At 66.1% G+C, this 20,354-nt stretch carries 20 protein-coding genes; 11 read left to right on the top strand and 9 right to left on the bottom strand.

From position 1 onward, the window contains the following. Nucleotides 1-173: 173 nt before the first annotated feature. Together IEY68_RS05605 and IEY68_RS05600 are read right to left on the bottom strand one after the other, a co-directional pair. Nucleotides 174-416 (bottom strand): hypothetical protein, encoded by a 243-nt coding sequence (locus IEY68_RS05605; RefSeq protein WP_058855368.1) that lies wholly within the window; start codon nucleotides 414-416, stop codon nucleotides 174-176. After that, entirely contained in the window at nucleotides 413-1,180 is a 768-nt protein-coding gene (locus tag IEY68_RS05600) for a hypothetical protein (protein ID WP_156426233.1), read from the bottom strand. The genes IEY68_RS05605 and IEY68_RS05600 overlap by 4 nt, the downstream gene beginning before the upstream one ends. A 216-nt stretch (nucleotides 1,181-1,396) precedes the next feature. Here IEY68_RS05600 and IEY68_RS05595 point away from each other — a divergent pair, with 216 nt between their 5' ends. The 3 genes from IEY68_RS05595 to IEY68_RS05585 all read left to right on the top strand — a co-directional run bounded on the left by IEY68_RS05595 (nucleotide 1,397) and on the right by IEY68_RS05585 (nucleotide 3,624). Continuing rightward, nucleotides 1,397-1,855, top strand: coding sequence for an RDD family protein (locus IEY68_RS05595; RefSeq protein ID WP_189094064.1), 459 nt, complete (start codon nucleotides 1,397-1,399; stop codon nucleotides 1,853-1,855). Between the two features lie 6 nt (nucleotides 1,856-1,861). Continuing rightward, nucleotides 1,862-2,824: a hypothetical protein gene (locus tag IEY68_RS05590; protein WP_058855371.1), complete on the top strand. Its 963-nt coding sequence runs from the start codon at nucleotides 1,862-1,864 to the stop codon at nucleotides 2,822-2,824. A 488-nt stretch (nucleotides 2,825-3,312) separates the two neighbouring features. Next, nucleotides 3,313-3,624, top strand: coding sequence for a hypothetical protein (locus tag IEY68_RS05585; RefSeq protein WP_229718629.1), 312 nt, complete (start codon nucleotides 3,313-3,315; stop codon nucleotides 3,622-3,624). Between the two features lie 141 nt (nucleotides 3,625-3,765). Here IEY68_RS05585 and IEY68_RS05580 read toward each other — a convergent pair whose 3' ends face one another. Beyond that, nucleotides 3,766-4,659 (bottom strand): TAXI family TRAP transporter solute-binding subunit, encoded by an 894-nt coding sequence (locus IEY68_RS05580; RefSeq protein WP_058855374.1) that lies wholly within the window; start codon nucleotides 4,657-4,659, stop codon nucleotides 3,766-3,768. Nucleotides 4,660-5,109: 450 nt separating this feature from the next. Between IEY68_RS05580 and IEY68_RS05575 the strand changes: the two genes are divergently transcribed. The 3 genes from IEY68_RS05575 to IEY68_RS05565 all read left to right on the top strand — a co-directional run bounded on the left by IEY68_RS05575 (nucleotide 5,110) and on the right by IEY68_RS05565 (nucleotide 8,201). Further along, the gene (locus IEY68_RS05575) at nucleotides 5,110-5,727 is read left to right on the top strand and encodes a suppressor of fused domain protein (protein WP_058855502.1); all 618 of its coding nucleotides are present in this window, start codon (nucleotides 5,110-5,112) and stop codon (nucleotides 5,725-5,727) included. Between the two features lie 359 nt (nucleotides 5,728-6,086). After that, a complete protein-coding gene (locus IEY68_RS05570; RefSeq protein WP_058855503.1) occupies nucleotides 6,087-6,749 on the top strand; it encodes a response regulator transcription factor in 663 nt (220 codons plus the stop codon). A 12-nt stretch (nucleotides 6,750-6,761) separates the two neighbouring features. After that, nucleotides 6,762-8,201 (top strand): sensor histidine kinase, encoded by a 1,440-nt coding sequence (locus IEY68_RS05565; protein ID WP_058855375.1) that lies wholly within the window; start codon nucleotides 6,762-6,764, stop codon nucleotides 8,199-8,201. Here IEY68_RS05565 and IEY68_RS05560 read toward each other — a convergent pair whose 3' ends face one another. From IEY68_RS05560 to IEY68_RS05550, 3 genes are read right to left on the bottom strand one after another with little or no spacing between them, the layout of a single operon-like run. Beyond that, a complete protein-coding gene (locus IEY68_RS05560; RefSeq protein ID WP_082681420.1) occupies nucleotides 8,202-9,197 on the bottom strand; it encodes a TAXI family TRAP transporter solute-binding subunit in 996 nt (331 codons plus the stop codon). It lies immediately after the preceding gene. After that, nucleotides 9,198-10,550, bottom strand: coding sequence for a cytochrome P450 (locus IEY68_RS05555; RefSeq protein ID WP_058855376.1), 1,353 nt, complete (start codon nucleotides 10,548-10,550; stop codon nucleotides 9,198-9,200). Between the two features lie 24 nt (nucleotides 10,551-10,574). Then, nucleotides 10,575-12,005: a cytochrome P450 gene (locus IEY68_RS05550; RefSeq protein WP_082681421.1), complete on the bottom strand. Its 1,431-nt coding sequence runs from the start codon at nucleotides 12,003-12,005 to the stop codon at nucleotides 10,575-10,577. 660 nt (nucleotides 12,006-12,665) lie between these two features. Here IEY68_RS05550 and IEY68_RS05545 point away from each other — a divergent pair. Continuing rightward, nucleotides 12,666-13,640, top strand: a complete 975-nt coding sequence (locus IEY68_RS05545; RefSeq protein WP_058855378.1) for a GlxA family transcriptional regulator — start codon at nucleotides 12,666-12,668, stop codon at nucleotides 13,638-13,640. Nucleotides 13,641-13,695: 55 nt separating this feature from the next. Further along, the gene (locus tag IEY68_RS05540) at nucleotides 13,696-14,028 is read left to right on the top strand and encodes a hypothetical protein (protein WP_058855379.1); all 333 of its coding nucleotides are present in this window, start codon (nucleotides 13,696-13,698) and stop codon (nucleotides 14,026-14,028) included. 31 nt (nucleotides 14,029-14,059) lie between these two features. Here IEY68_RS05540 and IEY68_RS05535 read toward each other — a convergent pair whose 3' ends face one another. The 3 genes from IEY68_RS05535 to IEY68_RS05525 all read right to left on the bottom strand — a co-directional run bounded on the left by IEY68_RS05535 (nucleotide 14,060) and on the right by IEY68_RS05525 (nucleotide 17,361). After that, entirely contained in the window at nucleotides 14,060-15,412 is a 1,353-nt protein-coding gene (locus IEY68_RS05535) for a CoA transferase (protein WP_082681440.1), read from the bottom strand. A gap of 94 nt (nucleotides 15,413-15,506) precedes the next feature. Continuing rightward, nucleotides 15,507-15,890: a DUF2784 domain-containing protein gene (locus IEY68_RS05530; protein ID WP_058855380.1), complete on the bottom strand. Its 384-nt coding sequence runs from the start codon at nucleotides 15,888-15,890 to the stop codon at nucleotides 15,507-15,509. Nucleotides 15,891-15,930: 40 nt separating this feature from the next. Beyond that, on the bottom strand, nucleotides 15,931-17,361 hold the full coding sequence (locus IEY68_RS05525; RefSeq protein WP_058855381.1) for an SDR family oxidoreductase: 1,431 nt from the start codon (nucleotides 17,359-17,361) through the stop codon (nucleotides 15,931-15,933). 206 nt (nucleotides 17,362-17,567) lie between these two features. Here IEY68_RS05525 and IEY68_RS05520 point away from each other — a divergent pair, with 206 nt between their 5' ends. The 3 genes from IEY68_RS05520 (at nucleotide 17,568) to IEY68_RS05510 (ending at nucleotide 20,345) form a co-directional block, all read left to right on the top strand. Beyond that, nucleotides 17,568-18,713, top strand: a complete 1,146-nt coding sequence (locus IEY68_RS05520) for an acyl-CoA dehydrogenase family protein (RefSeq protein ID WP_058855382.1) — start codon at nucleotides 17,568-17,570, stop codon at nucleotides 18,711-18,713. Between the two features lie 22 nt (nucleotides 18,714-18,735). Continuing rightward, nucleotides 18,736-19,404: a TetR/AcrR family transcriptional regulator gene (locus IEY68_RS05515; protein ID WP_082681422.1), complete on the top strand. Its 669-nt coding sequence runs from the start codon at nucleotides 18,736-18,738 to the stop codon at nucleotides 19,402-19,404. Nucleotides 19,405-19,592: 188 nt separating this feature from the next. Further along, nucleotides 19,593-20,345, top strand: coding sequence for a hypothetical protein (locus IEY68_RS05510; protein ID WP_058855383.1), 753 nt, complete (start codon nucleotides 19,593-19,595; stop codon nucleotides 20,343-20,345). Nucleotides 20,346-20,354: the final 9 nt, after the last annotated feature.

The raw sequence follows: 20,354 nt of genomic DNA, 5'->3' as shown, positions 1-20,354 counted from the left end.
GGCGTCGGCAATGAAAGGCTGTGTAGCCTGCCTCGGCCGAGAATGGGATCCGGAGGGCAAGGTCACCGGGGTGACGTCTGTGACGCCTGCTGATCAATGAATCGTCGCGAACGCGGTTGTCCGCATCGGGTTGTGCCGAGGCCCCTGCGGTATGCGCCTTCCTACGCCAGGCGTCAGTGGCAGTCCCAGTATGTCTGGACCCTGTCGAAGTTGCCCGCGGTCCAGTCCTCCGGGTCGATGAAGGTGTAGACCGCGGGGATGTGCTCCGGATCAAGGTCGGGAGGTCGGGTTCGGTCACGGTTTTCGTCCTGGATCATGAGGCTGTCGGTCGTCGCATGGGTACAGCGCCTTTCGGCGGCGGTCGGAGTCCACCAGGAGATCGCCCCGCCGTCGTGACCGTCGAGGTCGACGGTCACAGCTTCTCCAGCCCCAGGATGGACAGGGCCAGCAGTGGTTGGGTGAACTGTTTCTCGCCGAGCGCGTAGTGGGTGTAGTGGATGGTGATGACGACATTGCGGTAGAGCACGGAGATCTCGGCTGCGATCACCCGGTCACGGCTGCTCTCGATCTCCCGGAACTTGTCGTCGTCGGCCCCGGGGACACCCGCCGGCGAGCCTGTCTTACGGCTCAGGTCGTCTTTCGCCTTGTCGACCCCGGACTCCGTGGAATCGGCCTTGTGCAGCCGGGTCGTAACGCTGACGAACGCCACAGGTAGCGACCCGGTGGCGATCCCCTGATTGGAGTACATGCATTGTGCGGAGTTCTCGTAGTCTTTGTTACCGCCGACGATCGCGGTCGGCTCGGTGGTGAACCGGCCCGGGATCAAGAGCGCGATATCGGCCTCGGTGAACAGTCCGCACCCCATGGGTGCCTCGGCGAGGTCCCGTGAGGTGTCCACCACGGGACCGTCGTCCGAACTGCTTGCGCCGAACAGGAAGTACGCGCCGACACCACCCCCGCCCAGCAGTACGAAGACGAGTACCACGACCACCGCCATGACCCCGCCGCGACCCGAACGCGGTGGTGGCGGTGCCCACTGGGGACCGGGAGGGTACGGCTGACCCGGCATCGGGTACGGCTGTCCCTGCGATGGGTACGGCTGCCCCTGCGGTGCATATGGGTGCTGCGCCAGGGGCTGACCGGCCTGCGGCAGCGGATTCGGCTGCCCGGGCTGGGACATCGGACCTCCTGAGGAGTGTGAGTGGGCATAGCGGATAGAGCCCAGAGCACGCTGGTAAACCATAATCATGGATATTTCGGGTGGGTCGGTGCGACCCGGGCCGGGACTTTTTACATACCCTTGATCCGGCTGGCTACCTGCGACAACTCCGTGCAGCAGGTGAATTTGCGGGCGACCAGGATGTACCTTCTCCGGTGGTCCGCCAGAATCGGAAACGTGAACGCAGCACGCTACGACGCCGGTACCTCGAGCCCCGGGACGGGGACGCCCGCGCGCTGGGTGCCGCCGGCAGCAGGAGAGGGCCGGTTGATCGGGGCCACCACTGTCGACTGCCTCGTGCCCGCTTCAGCGGGTGTCGCCTTGGTCGCCGGTGTCCTGCAGTATTCGCTCGGCGATCCGATCTTCGTGCCGATGGTGATCGCCTGCGCGCTCGCCGTGTCGTTCGTCAATCATGTGCTCGGCCCGGTTCTCTTCCGGGGCAGTCTCGGCAAACTCGTATTCGGTCTGCGGGTGGTCCGGGTGACCGACGCACGCCGCTCGGGCTTCTGGCGCGCGGTGGGCCGGTGGCTGCTCGGATTCCTGTACCTGGGCATCATGGTGGTCGCTCAGGACGGCGGGGGGATCGGCGAAGCAGCCGGCCTGCGGGTTATCCGGCACCGGGACGAACGGCGGTAACCTTTCGTGCACCCCCGGAGACTGCTGGCGATCGGTGTGACCGTGGCCGCGTTGCTGGTGGCGAACAGCTATGCCGGATTCGCGCTCTACGCGTTCACCGCCGGACCGAGGGTGGAAGCGGAAGTCCTGGGCTGCACAGGCCAGAAGTTCCCGCGGTGCCAAGGGCGCTGGACGCTGCCGGACGGGACTCGGCAATCAGGGGCTGTCGCGCAAGCGAACCGCTCCGATGTGGGAGAGCTGATCGGCGTGCGGGTCGCCCCGGTAGTGGGTGCCTACAAGGAGCGGATGGCCGGTCTGTGGATTCGATTGTTGTGGGCGATCGTGGTCGACTCGGCGCTGCTGGCAGCGTGCGCGACGATCGCGGTGGTCATGGTTCGGAGTAGACGCCGGGCCCGGGTGCTTCGCGCGGCGGTGAGCCCCGAACAGCACCTGTGGATCCGACGCGGCCGGGACATACGCGATAGCTCCGGCCGCAAGATGTGGTCGGGGCGCAGGTCACGCCGCCGTATGGTGGCGCTCACCGGCTCCGGTGGTACACAGTTCCGGATTCGTACCGGATACGGGGTGCTCTACCTCGACAACGATGCCGGTGAGGTGTCGGGGCGTGTCGAGGCAGATCGCGGCGCCGGTCGCACGATCAGCTATACGATCTACGACGCCGCCGATGCACCCGGTGCCTTCATCGCCGTTACCAGCGTGCAGGATTCGGCCTGGGAGGTGACCGATACCCGTGGCGTCCGTTTCGGCGAGCTGGTCGTTGCCGTGGGTGATCATTCGCTGTTGCTGCAGCGCACCGCACCCGCTGCGCTGGAGCCGTTGCTCGCGGCGTTCCTCCTCGATATCGATCGGATGCTGCTGGAGGCGACACCGCGCCGGCTCACCGTAGGTGAACCGCATCGTCGTCGGACCCGGGTGGTTGCACAGCCGAGCCCGGCGAACAGCTCAGGTAGGTGTAAAGACGGCCGGTAACAGCGGGCCGGGTGGGCGGTCCGGGAATACGATCGACCCCGGAACCGGATGTGCCCGGGCGTAAATATCCGGCAGGAGAGTCGATTGTCGGCAGCAAGGCCGGATGCCATGAGCACGGGCCCGTCGGCGGATCGTGGAATCCCGGTGTTGTGTGCGCCGGTCGCGCTTGTCGCCGGAATCTGGCTGGTGAGCACTCTCGCTCATTGGACGATTCGCGGGGTGTCCTGGATCGTCGCGGCGCTCTCGCTGTTTCTGGCCACCAGCCTGCTGATATATATTGCGGCACTGATCTCGCCGCATTCTCGACACGGATCGAGGCCGAATATCAGCGGATAGCGAGCTCGGACGAGTCCTCCGGTGCTCAGCTCGGTTATATTCTCCGCGCGCGGGCGCCCCACGGCGGTTTCGACCCCCGGTATTGGGTGCGTGCCTGGGCATTCCACGCACGGGACGAACCGGGTTTCGTGGATCGTCGTTCCTATATTTTCGTGATCGAGACCGGTAACGCCTTCATCAATACGGTACCGGTCCTGTTCATTCTGGTGATGATGACCTGGCAGGTGGTGCCGGCACCAGCGCTCGGGGTGACCATGTCGGTCGTGTTCTATCAGATATTTCACGGGACCATCACGCATTTCTCGGCCGCGCTGATGAGACGCTACGAACCGTCGTCACAAGGTGAGCGGTCGCGGGTATTCGACTTCGGTGCGAACGTGCCGTGGATCGCGTTCCCCGCGGCGGGTATTGCCGTAGGGGTGCATCTGATCGTCACCGGCGACTATTCCTTCGCGCTCTGGTGAGTGCCGGTGGGGCCTTCGGTGGGCCTCCCGCACCAGCGCTCCGGACAACGAGTCCGCCACCGAGGGCGGTGTATCGACCGTTGGATTCACGGGGCCCGCCGTCGCCGGTTTCGGTGGGTGAGAGACTGCGGATACCGGTGATCAGCCGTGCTGACTGCGGTAGTAGGAGGCCGCGGCGGCATGTAGCGGGATACTTCCGGTGTTCACCAGCCAGCGGCGATCGAAGAACTGCAAACCGCGTGCGCGTTCGGGCACGAGTGTGCCGCTGTGGTGCAGGAGGAGTTCGGCAAGCGCGACCACGATACTGTCGGCGATATCGGGGGTGACGAGTATCAGGACCGGTACCCCGACGGTCTCGAAACCGGCAACTCCGGGATAGGTGTTCGCGGGAACGGGCACTCGGTCGTAGGGGTACCCGAACTGCTCTCGGATCGGCTGCACCCAGTCACCGAGATCGAGGAGCCGAATGGATGCCGGCGCCGCGATTCCGGGGGTCGGAACACCGGCACCCCAGACGATCGCGTCCACAGTCCGGGAAGCGAGCGCTGCCGCAGCTTCGGACAACTCGCGGTGGTACACCGTGATATCGATACCGAGTTCCAGACCGGCGGTCCGGAACAACCGCTCCGCGGTGAGAGCGGCGCCCGACCCGGCGACTCCTACATCCACCCGGGCGCCCCGTAGCTCGCCGATGTGCTGGACGGGACTGTCGATGGGTACCGCCAGGTGGATGTAGGTCTCGTAGAGCCGGCCCACTGCCAGGCCCCGGGTGCCGGTGGCTACGGCGGTATCGCCGAGTGTCAGAGCTGCGTCGAGGCCGCCGCTCGCCAGCATTTCGAGGTTTTTCACCGATCCGGCGGTAGGCACGGGGGTTATCCGGACTGTCGGGGAGCGCTCGGCTGCTTCGGCCAGGGTGTTTCCGAATTCATGAAACAACCCGCCGGCGAGTCCGGAGCCGAGCTGGATCCGGTGGGGTGCGTTGCCGCCACATGCGGCCGCGGCGAATGCTACGGTCGCAGCAGCCAGATGGAGCATTCTTCGCCGATCGACAATTGTCGTGCGGGCAGCGCTGCCGAACATGGGTCGCTGCGCTCCTCGATATCACTGAATCGGCCTGTCGACACAATGTGGGACAGACCGTGTCACGAACAGTGAGAGGTTAGCGCATTGGTGGCGAGTTTCCTATTGATTGCCCAGAATCGTGATCTCCGGATAAAGATCTCCGAGCGCGGTATGGCGCCGGTTCGGTGTGACCCGCGCGGGCTGGAGCACACCGGCGGGATGGAGTCTTTCGGCGGCATGTGGGCGCCCATCGCGATCGGGGACGGGTTTCCGGCGGCGCGATCTGCGCTGCGCCGAGACCGATACTCACCGCGCTGATTCGTGGATATATCCGCGGTGGCCGTCCTGGGTTCGATCGGGATTTACACGGTGCTGACCTCACATTCCTTGGTATGGACCGGTCGGTCGAGTACCCTACTGCCGGTGGGCGATTCGCGAGGTTGGGACGCAATTGATCGAGCTCTATCCGGCTTGTACGGATATGGTGCGCCATTCCACCTGGGGACCGAGCACCCCTGGCGGCTCGGTGGTCCCGACCCGCTCGACGGAATCAGCATTTATCCCATGAATTCCCCTTCTCCGCACTGGCACTACATCGGTTATGGGCTATCGGAGCTGTACGAGAAGGAATCCACGAATTCGGAGATATCGGGTTGGGGATTCGAGCTCACTGTCCGGGTCGTGCGTATTGCGGACGGCTCATCTCCGCCATTGTGGCCGGCCGGACTACTGCAGAGCCTCGGCCGATATATCCTCGACTCGGGAAAATGGTTCGAGCCGGGGCATACGATGAAGGTGAGCGCTGGGATCGACCCGGACCGCCCGGAGAGTGCGATTCGCGGCCTCACATTCATCGAAGACCCCGAGCTCGGGACAATTGATACACCTCACGGAGAACTGCAGTTCTTGCAGGTGGTCGGAATTACCGCGGATGAGTTCGCCGCGGCCGAGGGAGGTCGTGCGCGGATGCTACTGGAGCGGATCGCGCCGCGTCTTCCGTTGTGGATCACCGATACCGCCCGCGCCACATTGATCGCCTGACCTCGGATTCCCCCACTGTGGGGATGTCAACCGGCGGTAAACTCTGGACAATCTCGGGGAAATGAGGACGCAGTGAGGCGTTGGATGTTGCAGACTGATGACGTGTCCTCGGTCGAGAATCGACGGATCGGCGTCCGCTGCGGCCCGCAATGCACATGGCCACGGAGACGGATGGGGTCAACCGGTTTCCCGGTAGCCCGATCCGGGGAAGATGGGTGCCAGTGTATTCGATCGATTCGACGGTGACTCGTCCTTGCCCGAAGGAGTATGTGTTCGTGACCGGAGACGCGGCAGGCAGGCCGAACAGTGCAAGGAACGCCGAATCGGCGGCCGGCATCGGGTCACCGGAAGGCCGGCGGATTCGATTCGGTGTCGTCGAGGACGATGACGATGTCGGCGACGCGTTGGTCGAGGTACTCGAGGAGTACGGCTACCGCGCCGAGCGTAAGACCCGTGGAGCGGATCTTCTTCTCGGGCACCGTAATTACGACGCGGTGATCCTCGACCTCGGCTTGCCCGACGGTGATGGGCTGGACATCCTGCGCAAGCTGCGGGAGGTGAGTTCTGTCCCGGTGGTCGTCCTCACCGCACGCGATGACGAACGCAGTGTGGTGCGTGGTCTGCGTATCGGCGCCGACGACTATCTGGTGAAGCCGCCGCGGGTCGCCGAATTGATCGCCAGGCTCGAGGCCGTGGTCCGACGAGCCAATCCGATCGACCATGCCGGGGCCGATCGAGTCGTCGTCACCGGTGATGTTCGAGTGGACCTGGGTGCGCGTGAGGTGACGGTCGGTGATTCCCGAGTCGACCTCACCCAGAAGGAATTCGAACTGGTGGAAGTCCTGGTCGGCCGCCCCGGCTGTGCGGTGAGCAGAGAGATGCTGATGGACCAGGTGTGGGGCGACGCGTTCCTGGCTGTGTCTCGATCACTGGATGTGCACATCTCCACCCTGCGGCACAAGTTGGGCCGGCCGGGACTGATCACCACGATCCGGGGGTTCGGGTACCGGTGGGGTTCGTGAGCGCCGGTGGGCATGCGCAACCGCCTGGTGGCGATCCTGGTGATCATGGCCGCGCTGACGGTGGCCGGGCTGGCCTTCCCGCTGGGAGCGTCGTCGGCGACAGGACGAACCCAGGAGCTGTGGTTCAGTAGGTATGTCGATGCCGAGTGGTTCGGTGATCTCGCTGCGGAAGCGATAACGTCCGGGAATACCGAATCGTTGGTCCTGGCCATGCGGCGATATCACGACCTCTACGGTGACGCCGTGATGGTAGTCGATTCCGCGGGTCGCGAAATGGCGAACCTCGGGGTGCCGTCGGACGATCCGGCCGTGATAGCAATGCTGACCGAGGCGCGCCGGAATCGGCATGCCAGGCAGCCCCCGCACCGGCTGCGTCCGGGGGATCCGGAGACGATGTTGATAGCGGTTCCCGTGGGTCGAGGTGTGCGGATCGAAGGTGCGGTGCTCATCGAAGCTTCCACCGGCGAGGCGATCGAGGACATCGAAGACGGACTGGCCGTCATCACGATCCTGTCCTGGACGGCGCTGGCGGTGTTCGCCATCGCGGCGGTGCTGCTGAGCCGTTGGATCCTCGGCCCGATGATGCGGTTGTCCAGTTCGGTTCGGTACTTGACGGCCTCGTTGCCGAGACCGGCTGCGACGGTGACGGCGGGAGCCATGCAGCGGCACTACAGTGGGCCGCCGGAGGTCCGGATGCTCGCGCAGTCCTTCGATTCCATGGCCTCGGCAGTGACCGAGTCGGTGGATGCCCAGCGGCAATTGGTCGCCGACACAGCACACGCGATCCGGAACCCGCTGGCGGCCTTGGCGATCCGCTTGGAGTCGCTCGAACGGTTCATTCCCGAGGAAGGTGCGGCCGCGTATCGCCGCACGAGCTATCAAGTGGACCGGCTCTCGTCGGTGCTGGACGGCTTGCTCCGGTTGGCTGTCGCCGAGACGCCTACGGGGTTCGCTGCCGCCCACCCAGACGGGGATTGGCCGAGCGAATGCTCGGTCCGTCATGTGGTGACCGATCGAGTGGACGAATGGCAACCTGCCTTCGACGCGGCCGAAATGACCTTGGGCGTTCATTTCTCGTCGGTGCCGGACGATCTGATGGTCGCGATACCGGGCCAGGTACTGGACCAGATTCTGGATGTCGCCCTGAGCAACTCGTCGCGGTATGCGGGAGCCGGCGCGGCAACCCGGGTCACCATCGAGACCGTGGAGAAACACGTGCGGATATCGGTGGCCGACAACGGGGTGGGGGTTTCTCCTGCCGAGTTGGATCAGCTGGTGAATCGTTTCTTCCGCGGGGCGTCGGCGTCGGCAGGCGGGACCGGGCTGGGCCTATCGATCGCGGTTGCTCTCGCGACTCAGCACGGTGGAGACCTATCTGTCGAATCGGAGGAACCGCGCGGTCTCCGGGTCGTTGTCCGCGTCCCGGCGTGGACAACGCAGGACAAGCGCTGATCATCCGTGTCCGGCCCGATAGTAGGCCGCTGCGGCGGGATGCAGCGGTACCCGGCCGGTGCCGACGAGCCAGCGCCGGTCCAGGAACTGAAATCCTATGGTGTGTAAGGGAACCAGCAGGTCACCCTGGTTGATCAGAAGTTCGGCGAGACAGGTTACAGCGTGGTCGGCCAGTTCGGCCGACGCCAGGAGCAGAGTCGGGACGCCGACGGTATCCACCGCTGCGGACCCCGGGTAGGTACTCGCGGGAACAGATAGCGTGTCGTACGGGTAGCCGGAGCCCTGGTACATCGGTGCTACCCATTCGGCGAGGTCGAGCAGCCGCAGCCGCATCGGCTGCTCGAATGCCGGGGTGGGTACCTCGTCGCCCCAGAGGATCGCGTCGACCTCCCCCCGCTGCAGGGCTTGTACCGCCGTGGCGAGTCGCCGATGCTCGACGGCGATATCGACTCCGGGCGTGAGACCGGCGGTCCGCAACAGTTGCTCGCCGGTCGCGGCGGAGCCGGATCCGACCAATCCCAGATCGACTCGCCGACCGCGTAAGTCCGTCAGATGCAGAATCGGGCTGGCGGGCCGCACCGCGACCTGGATATAGCATTCGTACACTCGCCCGATCGCCGGCGCACGACCATCCGGGTGTACTGCGTCGGCGAGTGTGAGCGCGGCATCGATCTCCCCGTTCGCCAAGAGGCGCAGGTTCGTCAACGATCCTTCGGTGACGACCGGCTCGATTTGTATCCTGCTGTGCGCCTGGGCGGCGGCCGCGAGCGCACGAGCGAACTCGTGGAACTGACCACCGGGTTGCGCGGTACCCAGCCGGATCCGTGTCTCGGGGGCGGAGCAGCTGCTCGCACCCAGTCCGGCCGCGACAACTGCGGCAAGTGTCAGGGCGCCGCGCCTGCTGACCTTTTTCGTGAACCCTCGATGTGCCGCGGCGCGGGCTGTGGATCGGCTTCTCCCGGCGCGCTGCTCACCCGTCGTGGAATGCTCATCCACTCAGCGCTCCCGGAGCACCAGTGGCAGCCCTCCCTTGGGCTGACAGGTGACCACATACTGTGGAATCACCTCGAAACCCTCCGATAGCGTGAATTCGAAATTGCGAACCAGTTCCGTCACGACCATCTGGGTGATGGTGACCGCCAGACGTTCCCCGATACATATCCGGCTGCCCTTGCCGAAGGGGTAATAGGCGTGCCGAACCGTGGAGTCGAACCGTTCGGGAGAGAACCGGTCGGGGTCGAACTTCTCGGGATCGGCCCAGAATCGCGGATCGCGGTGGGTGATATGCGGATTCACGATGATCTTCGCATTTTTCGGGAGCCGGTACGGTCCGAGGACATCGGTGTCGAGGGTGCCGCGGAACCAGATCGGGAACGGTGGGTGCAGCCGGAACGCCTCGTCGATGACGCGGCGCTGGTATTCGAGCCGGGGTAGCGTGGCGAAGTCGGGCGGGCCGTCGACGCCGAGCCGACCGAGTTCGCCGACCACGGCCTCGGCGATTTCGGGGTTGCGGGCGAGTTCGTAGGAGATCCAGGTCGTCGCGGTGGCAGTGGTTTCGTAGCCGGCCATGAACAGGGTGAAGATCTCGTCTCGCAGTTGACGATCGCTCATTCGCTCACCGGTTTCGGTGTCTTCGGCGTCGAGCAGCAGACCGAGGAGATCCGGGGGCCGGTTTTCGGTGGCCCGGCGTTCGGTGATGATCCGGTATACCTCGGTATCGAGTGCGGTCACAGCGCGTCGATAGGCCGCCGCGCCCGGTAACGGAAGCCGGCGCGGGAGGAAGAAGGTCCACACTTTCGACGCCAGCCCGACGAATACCTGGGAGGTGAGTGCGCGGAGACGTTCGGCGCGCGGGCTGTCGATCGAGGTACTGAACAGCGCGCCGAGCACGATCTCGACGTTGAGCTGGATCGCCTCGTCCAGGATATCGACCGGTACACCCTGCTCGGCGGCATGATGCCAACGTTCGACCGCACGTTCGACACATCCCGTGATGTGGGATTCCATGGCCTGCAATTGTTCGTTGTGAAACGCGGGCTGCATGAGCCGCCGCTGCCGCTTCCAATAGTCGCCCTCACTGGTGACCAGGCCGTTGCCCAACGCGGCCCGGAACGGCGCCATCATCGAGCCTTTCGGGTAGTTGGCCGCGTTGGTGACCAGAATTCGCCGGATGTAGTCGGGGTGGCTCACGACATAGATGTGCAGCGGGCGGGGGCCGATCCTGACCAGCCCTTCATGGCGGGCGGCGGCGTCCATGAGATAGCGGAAGGGGTCACGCAGCAGACCTGTGCGCAGTCCGGCGGCGGGTGGTTTCTCGGTGACAAGGGCTGGTTCGGCTTCGGTGGTCATCGCGGTTCTTTCTTCGGTTTTCGCTCAGGTCGATCGGCGGAGATGTTCGGATGTTCCCCGTGCCACATAATCGGCATCTCCTGCGCCGTTAACGATCCGGGCCCATATGGGTGTGGACGGGTAGGTGAGGTGTACCCGGCATACCTTCGCCGGAACCGGGGCCATCAGTTCCACCGACCGGTCGTCCAGCAGATGTCCGCAGACACCGGCGATGAGCCGCCGGGAGAACTCACCGGCCACACATCCGAACGGTCCGGTGCCGAACAACGCCGTGCGCGGCGAAGGGATATCGCGGAATCGCTCCGGAAGATATCGGTCGGGTTCCGGCCACCGATGCGGATCCCGGTTGAGTAGATAGGGGAAGGCGCCGACGATCGTGTTCTCCGGAATGTAGTACCGGGTGCCGTCCGAGGCGGTGTAGGTGAGTGGTTTCTGCAACCAGCGGATGAGAGCCGATACAGGATTGAGGCGGATCGTCTCCCATGCGCACCAGCCGAGATACTCCTCGCGATCGGGCGATTCGGCGATCGCGCGGCGAATGCGTGGGTCGGCGAGGATATCCACCAGGGTCCACAAGGTGTAGCTGCCGGGATAGGTCACCGCGTTCCACAGGACGTACATCATCATCCATGTCAGATCCGCGTCGCCGACCCCGGCGGCACGGATCTCCTGAATGAACGGTACGTCCGGCATATCCCGCAGTGCGCGGGTCAGCAGCGCGTCGAGTTTTCCGGTGGCGTGGTACTCCGGCATGAACCGGTACAGCGGGGTGGCTGCGAGCGCAGCGCGAGGAACATCGATCTCTTCCGCGATCGGGCGGAGCAGAGGAACGAGTCGGGCGCCGTAACGATCCCAGAATCGGTCGCCGGTGAAATAGCGTCCGGCTATTTCGTATACGGCGGGGTAGAGGTGCGTGGCCAGGTCTGTCACCTCCGGCCATCCGCGCAGATGCGCATCGAGGATCGGGGGGATCATCGTGCTCACGGTGGCGGCTCGGTCCGGCGCCAGGAAGCCGGCGAGAATGCGTTTACCCACGATTCCGAGTGCCTGCAGTGAATCCGGGTCACGTCCGTTTCGCGGAAACCAGAACCCCACGGTCGGTACCAGTCCGAGCACAGGGCCCACCGAACCGTGGTCGGTGGGCAGCGACAGAACGGTGTGGTAACCATCGGGGTGGTTGAGATAGGTGAGGTCGTAGCGGCCCGGAATCCGGATGGTCACCACCTCACCGTGCCGTCGGGAAGCACGGTCGATCATCTCTACCGGCCGTGTGGCGAAATCGCGCAGACGAGTCGCGTATCCGAGCATCGGGATGGCATCGGCACCCTCCAAGAACAGGGGACCAGGGTGGTAACCGGTCGGGACTCGCCAGGGCCGCCGGTAAGAATTCCATGCTCGCGTTGCCGCACACGCGCCCAGCACAGCGGCCGGCGCAATCCAGCGATGATGCTTCATTTGTGTGCGTGCTCCTGCGGTCGGGCGTTCGCCCGTGTGATCGATGACGGATAGCGCCGATCAGCGTTTCCGGGTCAACGGTAAGCATGGTTGCGCGCAGAAGAGGTGAGCGCCGAGCAGTCCTTACAGGTCGTTTAGCTGGGTGCCCGGAAACCGGTGGTGGCTCTGCGGGCACGATATCCGCTGAGCTGTGTGTACGAACGCAAAGTTGCGGCGCACCCCTCGGCGCCGCAACCATGCCTTCGTACACCGGGGCCGAGGGACGGGTCGCAGAGCGGATCACCGCGAACGCTGATTGGCCTTTGAAGACTGCGGGATTCTCAGGCGTGGCCGCTCGCGGATTTCCCAGGTGAGTGTGAGGTGCATGTAGAGCAACGGCACAGCTCGGATAGACGGAGCGCAGCGTCGAGAGGTTGCGCAGTGGTCATGGTCGGCTGTTCACCCTCGGTCTCCGATACTCACACGAACTACGGCACGGTCGCTTTGGCGCGCCGGAGCCGTGGCCTCTCACGCTACGGGTCGCGCAGGGATGAGCCGAGGGGCGGAAGCGACAGGAAGAGATGCGTTTGCGACATCGTGTCGGCTTGGGCCGGCGCCTCGCCGAGCGTTAATCGGACCGTCCGGTTTCGTGGTAGCGGTGTTGCGCCGTATCCTGCGGGCGTGAATGTGGGCATTTTCGTGGTGGACGGTGTGGGTGAACTCGGCCTCGGCGCTCTACTCGGTGTGTTCAGCACAGCCAACGCCCTGCGCGGAGAACTGGACAATCCGCCTGCCGCGTGGAACGTCCGCACCGTGTCCCTGGGTGAATCGGTGCGGTCGGGAAGCGGAAACCTGGTGCAGACCACCCCGTTGAGCGAGATCTCCACGCCCTTCGATGCCGTGGCGGTCGCCGCCGTGAACGTGCTGGACCCCGATCCGCTGGTCGAGCTCGTATCCGCGCCCGACAACGCGTGGCTGGTGGACCACATCCGCAGTGCGCGTGCGCGCGGAGTGCACCTCGCCGCGGCGTGCACCGGAACGTTCTTCTTGGCGGAGGCGGGGGCGCTGGAGGGCATGCCGGCGACCACCAGTTGGTGGCTGGGCTCCAGCTTCCGGAGTCGCTATCCCGGGGTAGACCTCGACGAGAGAAGTATCGTCTGCCACGGTGACGGAGTGACGACGGCCGGTGCGTCGCTGTCCCATATGGACATGGCGCTGTCCCTGGTCTACCGCACCAGCCCGGAGCTGGCGGAGTATGCCAGGCGCTACCTCGCGGTCGAGGATCGCACCAGTCAGGCTCCTTACGCGATCCCGGAGGTCGTTGCCCGGGGTAACCCGCTCGTCGTCGGCTACGAACGCTGGGTGCGCGAGCATATTTCGGAACATTTCCTGATCTCCACCGCGGCGCGTGAGCTCGGTGTCACCGAACGTAGTCTGCAACGAGCCACGCGGGCGGCGCTCGGTATGTCGCCCAAGGATTTCGCCGACGATATCCGGTTGGACCGTGCCGGACGGCTGCTCAGGACCGCCGGTCTGACGGTGGAAGCCGTTGCCCGTGAGGTCGGTTATGTCAACGCGAGCGCATTGCGCGCGCTCGCCCGTCGTCGCCGCGGCCTGTCGCTGGCAGAGATCCGTGCCCATCGCCTGCCTTGGTAAGGGCGGTTCGCCCGGTTCCGGTGGCGAGTTCCGATGTACTCCCTACACTGTCCGCATGTCTGTTCGACGGCTGACCGCCGCCTGCCTACTCGTTGCCGCCGCGTCGCTGGGGGTGTCCGCCTGCACCGCCACCGGGCCTGGAGCGCGAAGCGAATGCGAGGTCAGCGGCTGCACCGTGACATTCGATCGCGGTGTGGAAGCGAAGGTCAGCGTGCTGGGTGTGGATACCGAACTGACCTCGGTGGAAGGCAATCTCGTCACCTTGGCGGTGGCAGGTCAGCCGGTCACCGTGCCCGTGGGCGAGACCGGATCGGTGCAGGGTCTGAACCTGACGGTGCAGGAGGTCACCCAGGACAAGGTCGTGGTGCGACTCGCGACCGGTCTCTGAGCGCTCCCCGGCGCCTCGGGGTCTCCCGTGCTCAATGATTCTCCGGTACTACCTTCTTCGCCCACCCGGCTTCGGCTCGACCGTAACCCGGCGCCGGGAAAGGGTAGTCCGGGAACTCCGCCAACGCCGGTGCCGCGCTGACGACCCTGCCGTGAGTCACCGTTGTCCCCGGACCGGGTACAGCCGGCGCCGGATGGCCGGGTGTGCGGCCTCGTTCGGACAGCAGCCAGGTCGCTGTCCGGGCCAGCGATACGCGCACGTCCCGGCCACGGCCGTCGTCTGCACGGGCGGCGAGACCATCGACGATTCCGGCCGCGAGCAGATAACCGGAGGCGTGATCGAGCGCTTGAGCGGGCAGCGCCGCGGGCACCGAGGACGCCCCCTCGATCACAGCGATACCGGTCGCTGCCTGCACGATACTGTCGAAACCACGCCGGCCCGCCCACGGTCCGGTGAATCCCCAGGCACTCACCCGAGCGTGAACGAGCCCGGGACGTCCGGTGAGGCCGAGTCGTTCCAGTGCCCCCGGCCGATAACCGGTGACCAGTACGTCCGCGCTGTCCATCAGCCCCTCCCACGACAGACCCGCCGATCGTAGATCCAGCAGCGTCGAGTATTTGCCCTGGCACGTATCGGTGTATTGCCACGGAATCTCCGGCAGTAGCGGCGGGTCCACACGCAGCACTTCCGCACCGAGCAGCGCCAGCGCCCGGGTGGCCACCGGACCGGCTATCACGCGGGTCAGATCCAGCACCCGCACCCCCTGTAGTGGCTGATACGGGGTCCCCGACACCGGCAGGGTGTAGCGACGCCGGTCCTCGCGTGCCGCCACCGCCACCAGTGGCCCGGCGCCGGCCGCCGGAGCCTGAGGAGTGGCCCGCCACTGCGCCTCGTCCCGGACCCGTACCGCGATCGCGCCCCGCGCGGCCGCCAGCTCTTCCATATCCTCGGCGCGAATCATCGCGATCTGGGCTTCGGCCTGTTCACGCGGCGCGTCGGCGGGCAGCTCGAGTGCGGCCAGCAGCCGGGCGCGGTGGTGCGGATAGTTGGCGTGGGTCCGCACCCACCCGTCGAAGGTGGGGAAGAACCCGGACAGATCCGCGAAACCCCCGACAGGTGCGCCGTCTATCCGCAGCAATCGGTCGCTGGAGAACGACGCCGCGATCCGTTCGGGGCTCAGCCGGTGCCGGATCGGTGCGATGCCGCCGGCCTCCCGATACCGATCCGCTGCCGCGATGAACGCCTGTACCGATCCCGCGGCCAGTCCCCACACCGGCAGAGTGGCGGCCAGGTATTGCCCCGGGTCGGGCCAGTCCGCCGGAGCCGATTCGCCGACGCCGGCCCCGTCTTCGTAATCACGGACCAGCCGTGCGCCCACGTCCACGGCACCGAGAGTACTGGTCCGCGTGCCCGGCGAACTTCCGGTCACGCAATGGCACAGCGATTTTCATCACACTGTCACCGTGCGGGGCGTGTGCTCAACCCGCGACCCGCGCGGCCGGACCCTGTGGGCGCCGGGCGCGCCACCACAGCCCCACCCACGAGACCAGCACAGCGGCGGCCGCCAGTACCTGCACCTCGGTGAGCATGTTCTCGGGATAGATGACCCCGGTCAGGTAGTGGTCGATGAAGCCCTCCGACGGCAGTCCCGCGACGCCGGCGCGCTGCCTCGCCCAGTTCTCCGCGTAGGTGAGCGGGCAGTCGTAACCGACCGATATCGTGCCGAACCCCCAGGCCACGGCGGCCCCGTGTGCCCAGACGGTGCGCGGGAAACGCCAGGCCAGATAGCCACCCGCTACCACATAGCCGATGAACAGCAGATGCACGATGGCGATGAAATCCGCGACCAGCCGATACCACACCCTTCCAGGGTATGTGCTCGATCGAACCAGGGCACCGAATTCACCACGGGGACGGCCGATAGTCCTTCAGGAAGCAGCCGTAGAGGTCTTCGCCCGCTTCGCCGCGCACGATGGGGTCGTAGACCCGCGCCGCGCCGTCGACCAGGTCCAGTGGTGCGTGGAAACCTTCGTCGGCGAGCCGGATCTTGGTGTAGTGCGGGCGTTCGTCGGTGATCCAGCCGGTGTCCACCGCGGTCATGAGAATGTTGTCACTGCCGAACATCTCGTTCGCACTGGTGCGGGTGAGCATGTTCAACGCCGCCTTGGCCATATTGGTGTGCGGATGCCCGGGACCCTTGTAGCCCCGGGAGAACTGCCCCTCCATCGCCGAAACGTTCACGACGTATTTCCGGCGCGCGGCGGCCGCGGACAGGGCGGGACGCAACCTGGAGACCAGGATGAACGGTGCGACCGAGTTGCACAGCTGGACCTCCAGCAGTTCGGTGGGGTCGACTTCGCCCACGGTGTGCACCCAGCTGTTGGTGTGGGCGAGGTCGGGAACCAGGCCCCCGGCGTCGATCGCTACTCCGCGGGCTATACGTTCGGGCGTCGCCGACCCCGCGACGAGCGCGAGTTCGGCCACGTCGGCCCCGGACAGGCTCGGCGTGAGCGAGGCGGTGAGCGCCATGGGGTGCGCGCGGGTCGTCTGGCCGAAGGTCACCTTCTCGGGCAGCTGACCCGCCGGGAGTGGTCCGTCCTCGGCGGCGGCCAGGGCACTGTAGGCGCCGGTGGAGCGGCGCACGGTCTGGGCGGCATTGTTGATGAGGATATCGAGCGGTCCCTGGGCTGCGACGTCATCGGCCAGCGCCACCACCTGGGCGGGATCACGCAGGTCGATCCCGACGATGCGGAGCCGGTGCAGCCAGTCGGCGCTGTCGGGCTGGGCGGCGAACCGGCGAATCGCGTCGTTGGGGAACCGCGTGGTGATGGTGGTGTGCGCGCCGTCGCGGAGCAACCGCAGCGCGATGTACATACCGATTTTGGCGCGTCCACCGGTGAGCAGCGCGCGCCGGCCGGTCAGATCGGTGCGCGCGTCGCGCCGTTCGTGACTCATGGCCGCGCAGTCCGGGCACAGCTGATGGTAGAACGCGTCGACCCGGGTGTATTTCTCTTTGCAGATATAGCAGCCGCGCGCCCGGAGCAGTGTCCCGGCGGATCCGCCGGCGGTGACGGAACTGATCGGGATTCCCGCGGTCTCGTCGTCGATCCGGTTCGGCGAACCGGTGGCCGTGGCCGCCACCACCGCGCGGTCCGCGGTGACTTTCTCCTGCCGGGCGGAGATGCGGCGCTGCCGTTTGAGCTCCTTGAACATCCGGCCGACTGCGCGCTGCACGGTGGTCGAATCCGGATGGCCGGGGTCCAGCTGTCCGGCCTGGTCGAGTACGCGCAAACAGGTGGCTAGGTCGGTCGGGTCGATACTGGGCTCGGCCATCGGTGCGGGGGTTTTCCTTCGTGAGCTGGGAAAGCGTGGCCACCATTGTGGCAAAACCGGGGGCTGTGACCGAAGCCGGGCTCCCGCGGGCCCCCAGCAGTGGGATCCCGCTTCGTTGACATCGCGCCAATAGTGCGGGAAAGTCGTTGCCGGACGACCCGGTGCGTCGGTGCCGGGCTGGGTGATCACGAACAGAGGACGCGGATATGGCACGCCCCGCATGGAGCGACGACGAAGTCGAGGCGGTACGGGAACTCGCGCGCAACTACTTCGAGAAGGAAGTGGTGCCGCACGAGGAGAAGTTCGTCGAGCAGGGCCATCCGGACAAGGCGCTCTACCGTCGCGCCGGTGAACTCGGCCTGCTCTGCCCCGCGGTCGCCGAGGAATTCGGCGGTGGGGGCGGTACCTTCGCCCACGAGGCGGCGATCATCGAAGAACAGGTGCGTGCCGGCGACGGTGCGCTGGGTATTCCGGTGCACAGCTCGATCATCGCGCCGTATCTGGCCGAATTCGGTTCCGATGAGCTGAAGAAGCGGATCCTGCCCAAGGCGGCCGGCGGCGAGATGGTGCTGTCCATCGGAATGACCGAGCCCGGCACCGGGTCGGATCTGCAGGCGATCAAGACCCGCGCGGTCCGCGAGGGCGACGACTACGTGATCACCGGCTCGAAGATCTTCATCTCCAACGGCTGGCTCTGCGACGGCATCATCATCGCCGCGAAGACCGACCCGGAGAAGGGCGCGGCCGGTGTCTCGCTGATCTTCGCCGAGGTCGACGACAACACCCCCGGGTTCGATCGCGGCCGGATCCTGTCCAAGATCGGCGGAAAGGGCCAGGACACCGCCGAACTGTTCTTCGACGGATTGCGAGTGCCCGCCACGAACCTGCTGGGCGGCGCCGAGGGGCAGGGCTTCTATCAGATGATGCAGCTGCTGGCCCAGGAACGGCTGGTCACCGCCATCATGGCGGTGGCGATGATGGAACGCGCGGTCGAGCTGACCGTCGAGTACACCAAGGGCCGCGAGGCCTTCGGCAAACCGCTGTTCGCCATGCAGAACACCAAGTTCGAACTGGCCGAATGCGCGACCATCGCCCGGACCAACCGCGTATTCCTCGATGACTGCATCACCCGCCACCTCCGCGGGGAGCTCGATATCCAATCGGCCGCCATGTCCAAGTACTGGTCCACCGATCAGCTCGGTATCGTCGTGGACCGCTGTCTGCAACTCTTCGGCGGCTACGGCTACATGACCGAATACCCGATCTCGCAGCTGTACACGGGCGCCCGGGTGCTGCGCATCCTGGCCGGCAGCAACGAGGTGATGAAGGATCTCATCGCCCGTGGGCTCTGACCTCGAACCTTCGCCTGCCGCTGTGACCGAGGTCCCCACCCCTTCCCGCGCGTCCGGGAGCGGGGGGAACGGCGCGGACGAGCAACCCCGGCGGCGCCGGCTCGAACCCGACGAGCGCCGGGCACAGATTCTGGCCCAGGCCATCGAAATGTTCGGTGAACGCCCGTACGCGGCGGTCTCCACGGCCGAACTGGCGCAGCGCGCCGGGGTGGCGCGCGGCCTGATCAACCACTACTTCGGCAACAAACGCGATTTGTACCTCGCGGTGGTCCGCCGGATGGTGACACTGCCGCGCGCCGACGAGCTCGCGGTGCCCACCGGCAGCACCCGGGAACGGGTCGAGGCCAGTGTGCGCTGGCTGCTCGATACGATCTCCGAACACGGCAGTACCTGGGTGAAGGTGACCAGCCACGAGGGTGTCGGCGACGATCCGGAGGTGCAGCAGATCCTGGACGCGGCCGACGACGCCGCGGCGCAGCGGCTGCTGGTCATGATCGGACTGGCCGACGGAGAGGCATCGGAAGAGCCTCGCCGCGCGATGGTCCGTGCCTACGGCGGTCTGGTCAAGGTCGCCGGCCGGGAATGGCTGACCCGGGGCACGATGACCCGTGCTCAGGTCCACACGCTGCTGGTCGACATGCTGAGCACCCTGGTCACCGAATCGCTGCCGCGGGTGCACCGCTCGAGCTGAGCCGCGGAAGCGCCGGTTCGCCTGTGTGCCGCCACAACAGGCGGGCCGGACAATTCGGACTGTGACCAGCCCTACTCGCGGTCAGGGGGATTTACCGGGACGGTCGGCCGATCGCGGCTTATTCTTTCGAGTGCCGGGCGCGGTCCACTGCTGGAGGGTGCGCCGACGGCGGCTCGAAGGGATCGGTCATGGCATATAAGCAGCGCTGGGCGGGTGAGCGCTGGCCGGAAGTTCCGCCGTACCGGGACGAGGAGCCGCCGCAGCCCGGTCGGCCGCGCGACGATTTCGACGATCGGCCCGACGAGTCCCACCGCTACGAGGCACGCCCGGTCGTCAATCCCTACGCGATCGTGGCGCTGGTGGCCGCGTTGATCCTGATCTTCCCCGTCGCGATCGTCTTCGGGCTGATCGCGTTCGGGCATCCACGCGGCCGGTTCATGGCCTGCACCGCACTACTGCTCGGTGTCCTCGAAGTGGCACTGTTGGCGGCTCTGGTGCTGCTGCCCCGGGATAGTTCCGGTGGGGTGTTCTCGCGAGTCGGGGACGCGGTCGGGGAGGTGACCGGAGGTCCACAGGAGACCGAATCCCCCGAGACGGCAGCGCCCGAGACCTCCGAGACCACCCGGACCTCAACCCCCACGACGAGCCCGGCTGTGCTCGAACCCTCGGTGCCCCGGAGCGCAGTCGGGGTACCACCGGCGGCCGAAGCCGATACTCCGTGCCCGGAACCTGCGCTGCTCGGTGCCGCGGCCGATGGTGGCACGCTCCTGTGCCTGACAGACGCCGCGTCGGTCACCGGCTATCAGTGGTCGGACCCTGTCCGGGTGGCCGAGACTGTGCGGGAGGAAGGAGCGAGCTGCACCGGAGCCGCCACCGCGCGGACAGTCGCGGGATACGCCCTGGTCTGTGAGCGCGGAGCGTGGACGCTGTGGACGTCATGAGTGCGGCCG

This window comes from Nocardia jinanensis (assembly GCF_014645735.1).
Taxonomy (GTDB): Bacteria; Actinomycetota; Actinomycetes; order Mycobacteriales; family Mycobacteriaceae; genus Nocardia; species Nocardia jinanensis.
This window is presented reverse-complemented; position numbering and strand designations above follow the sequence as displayed.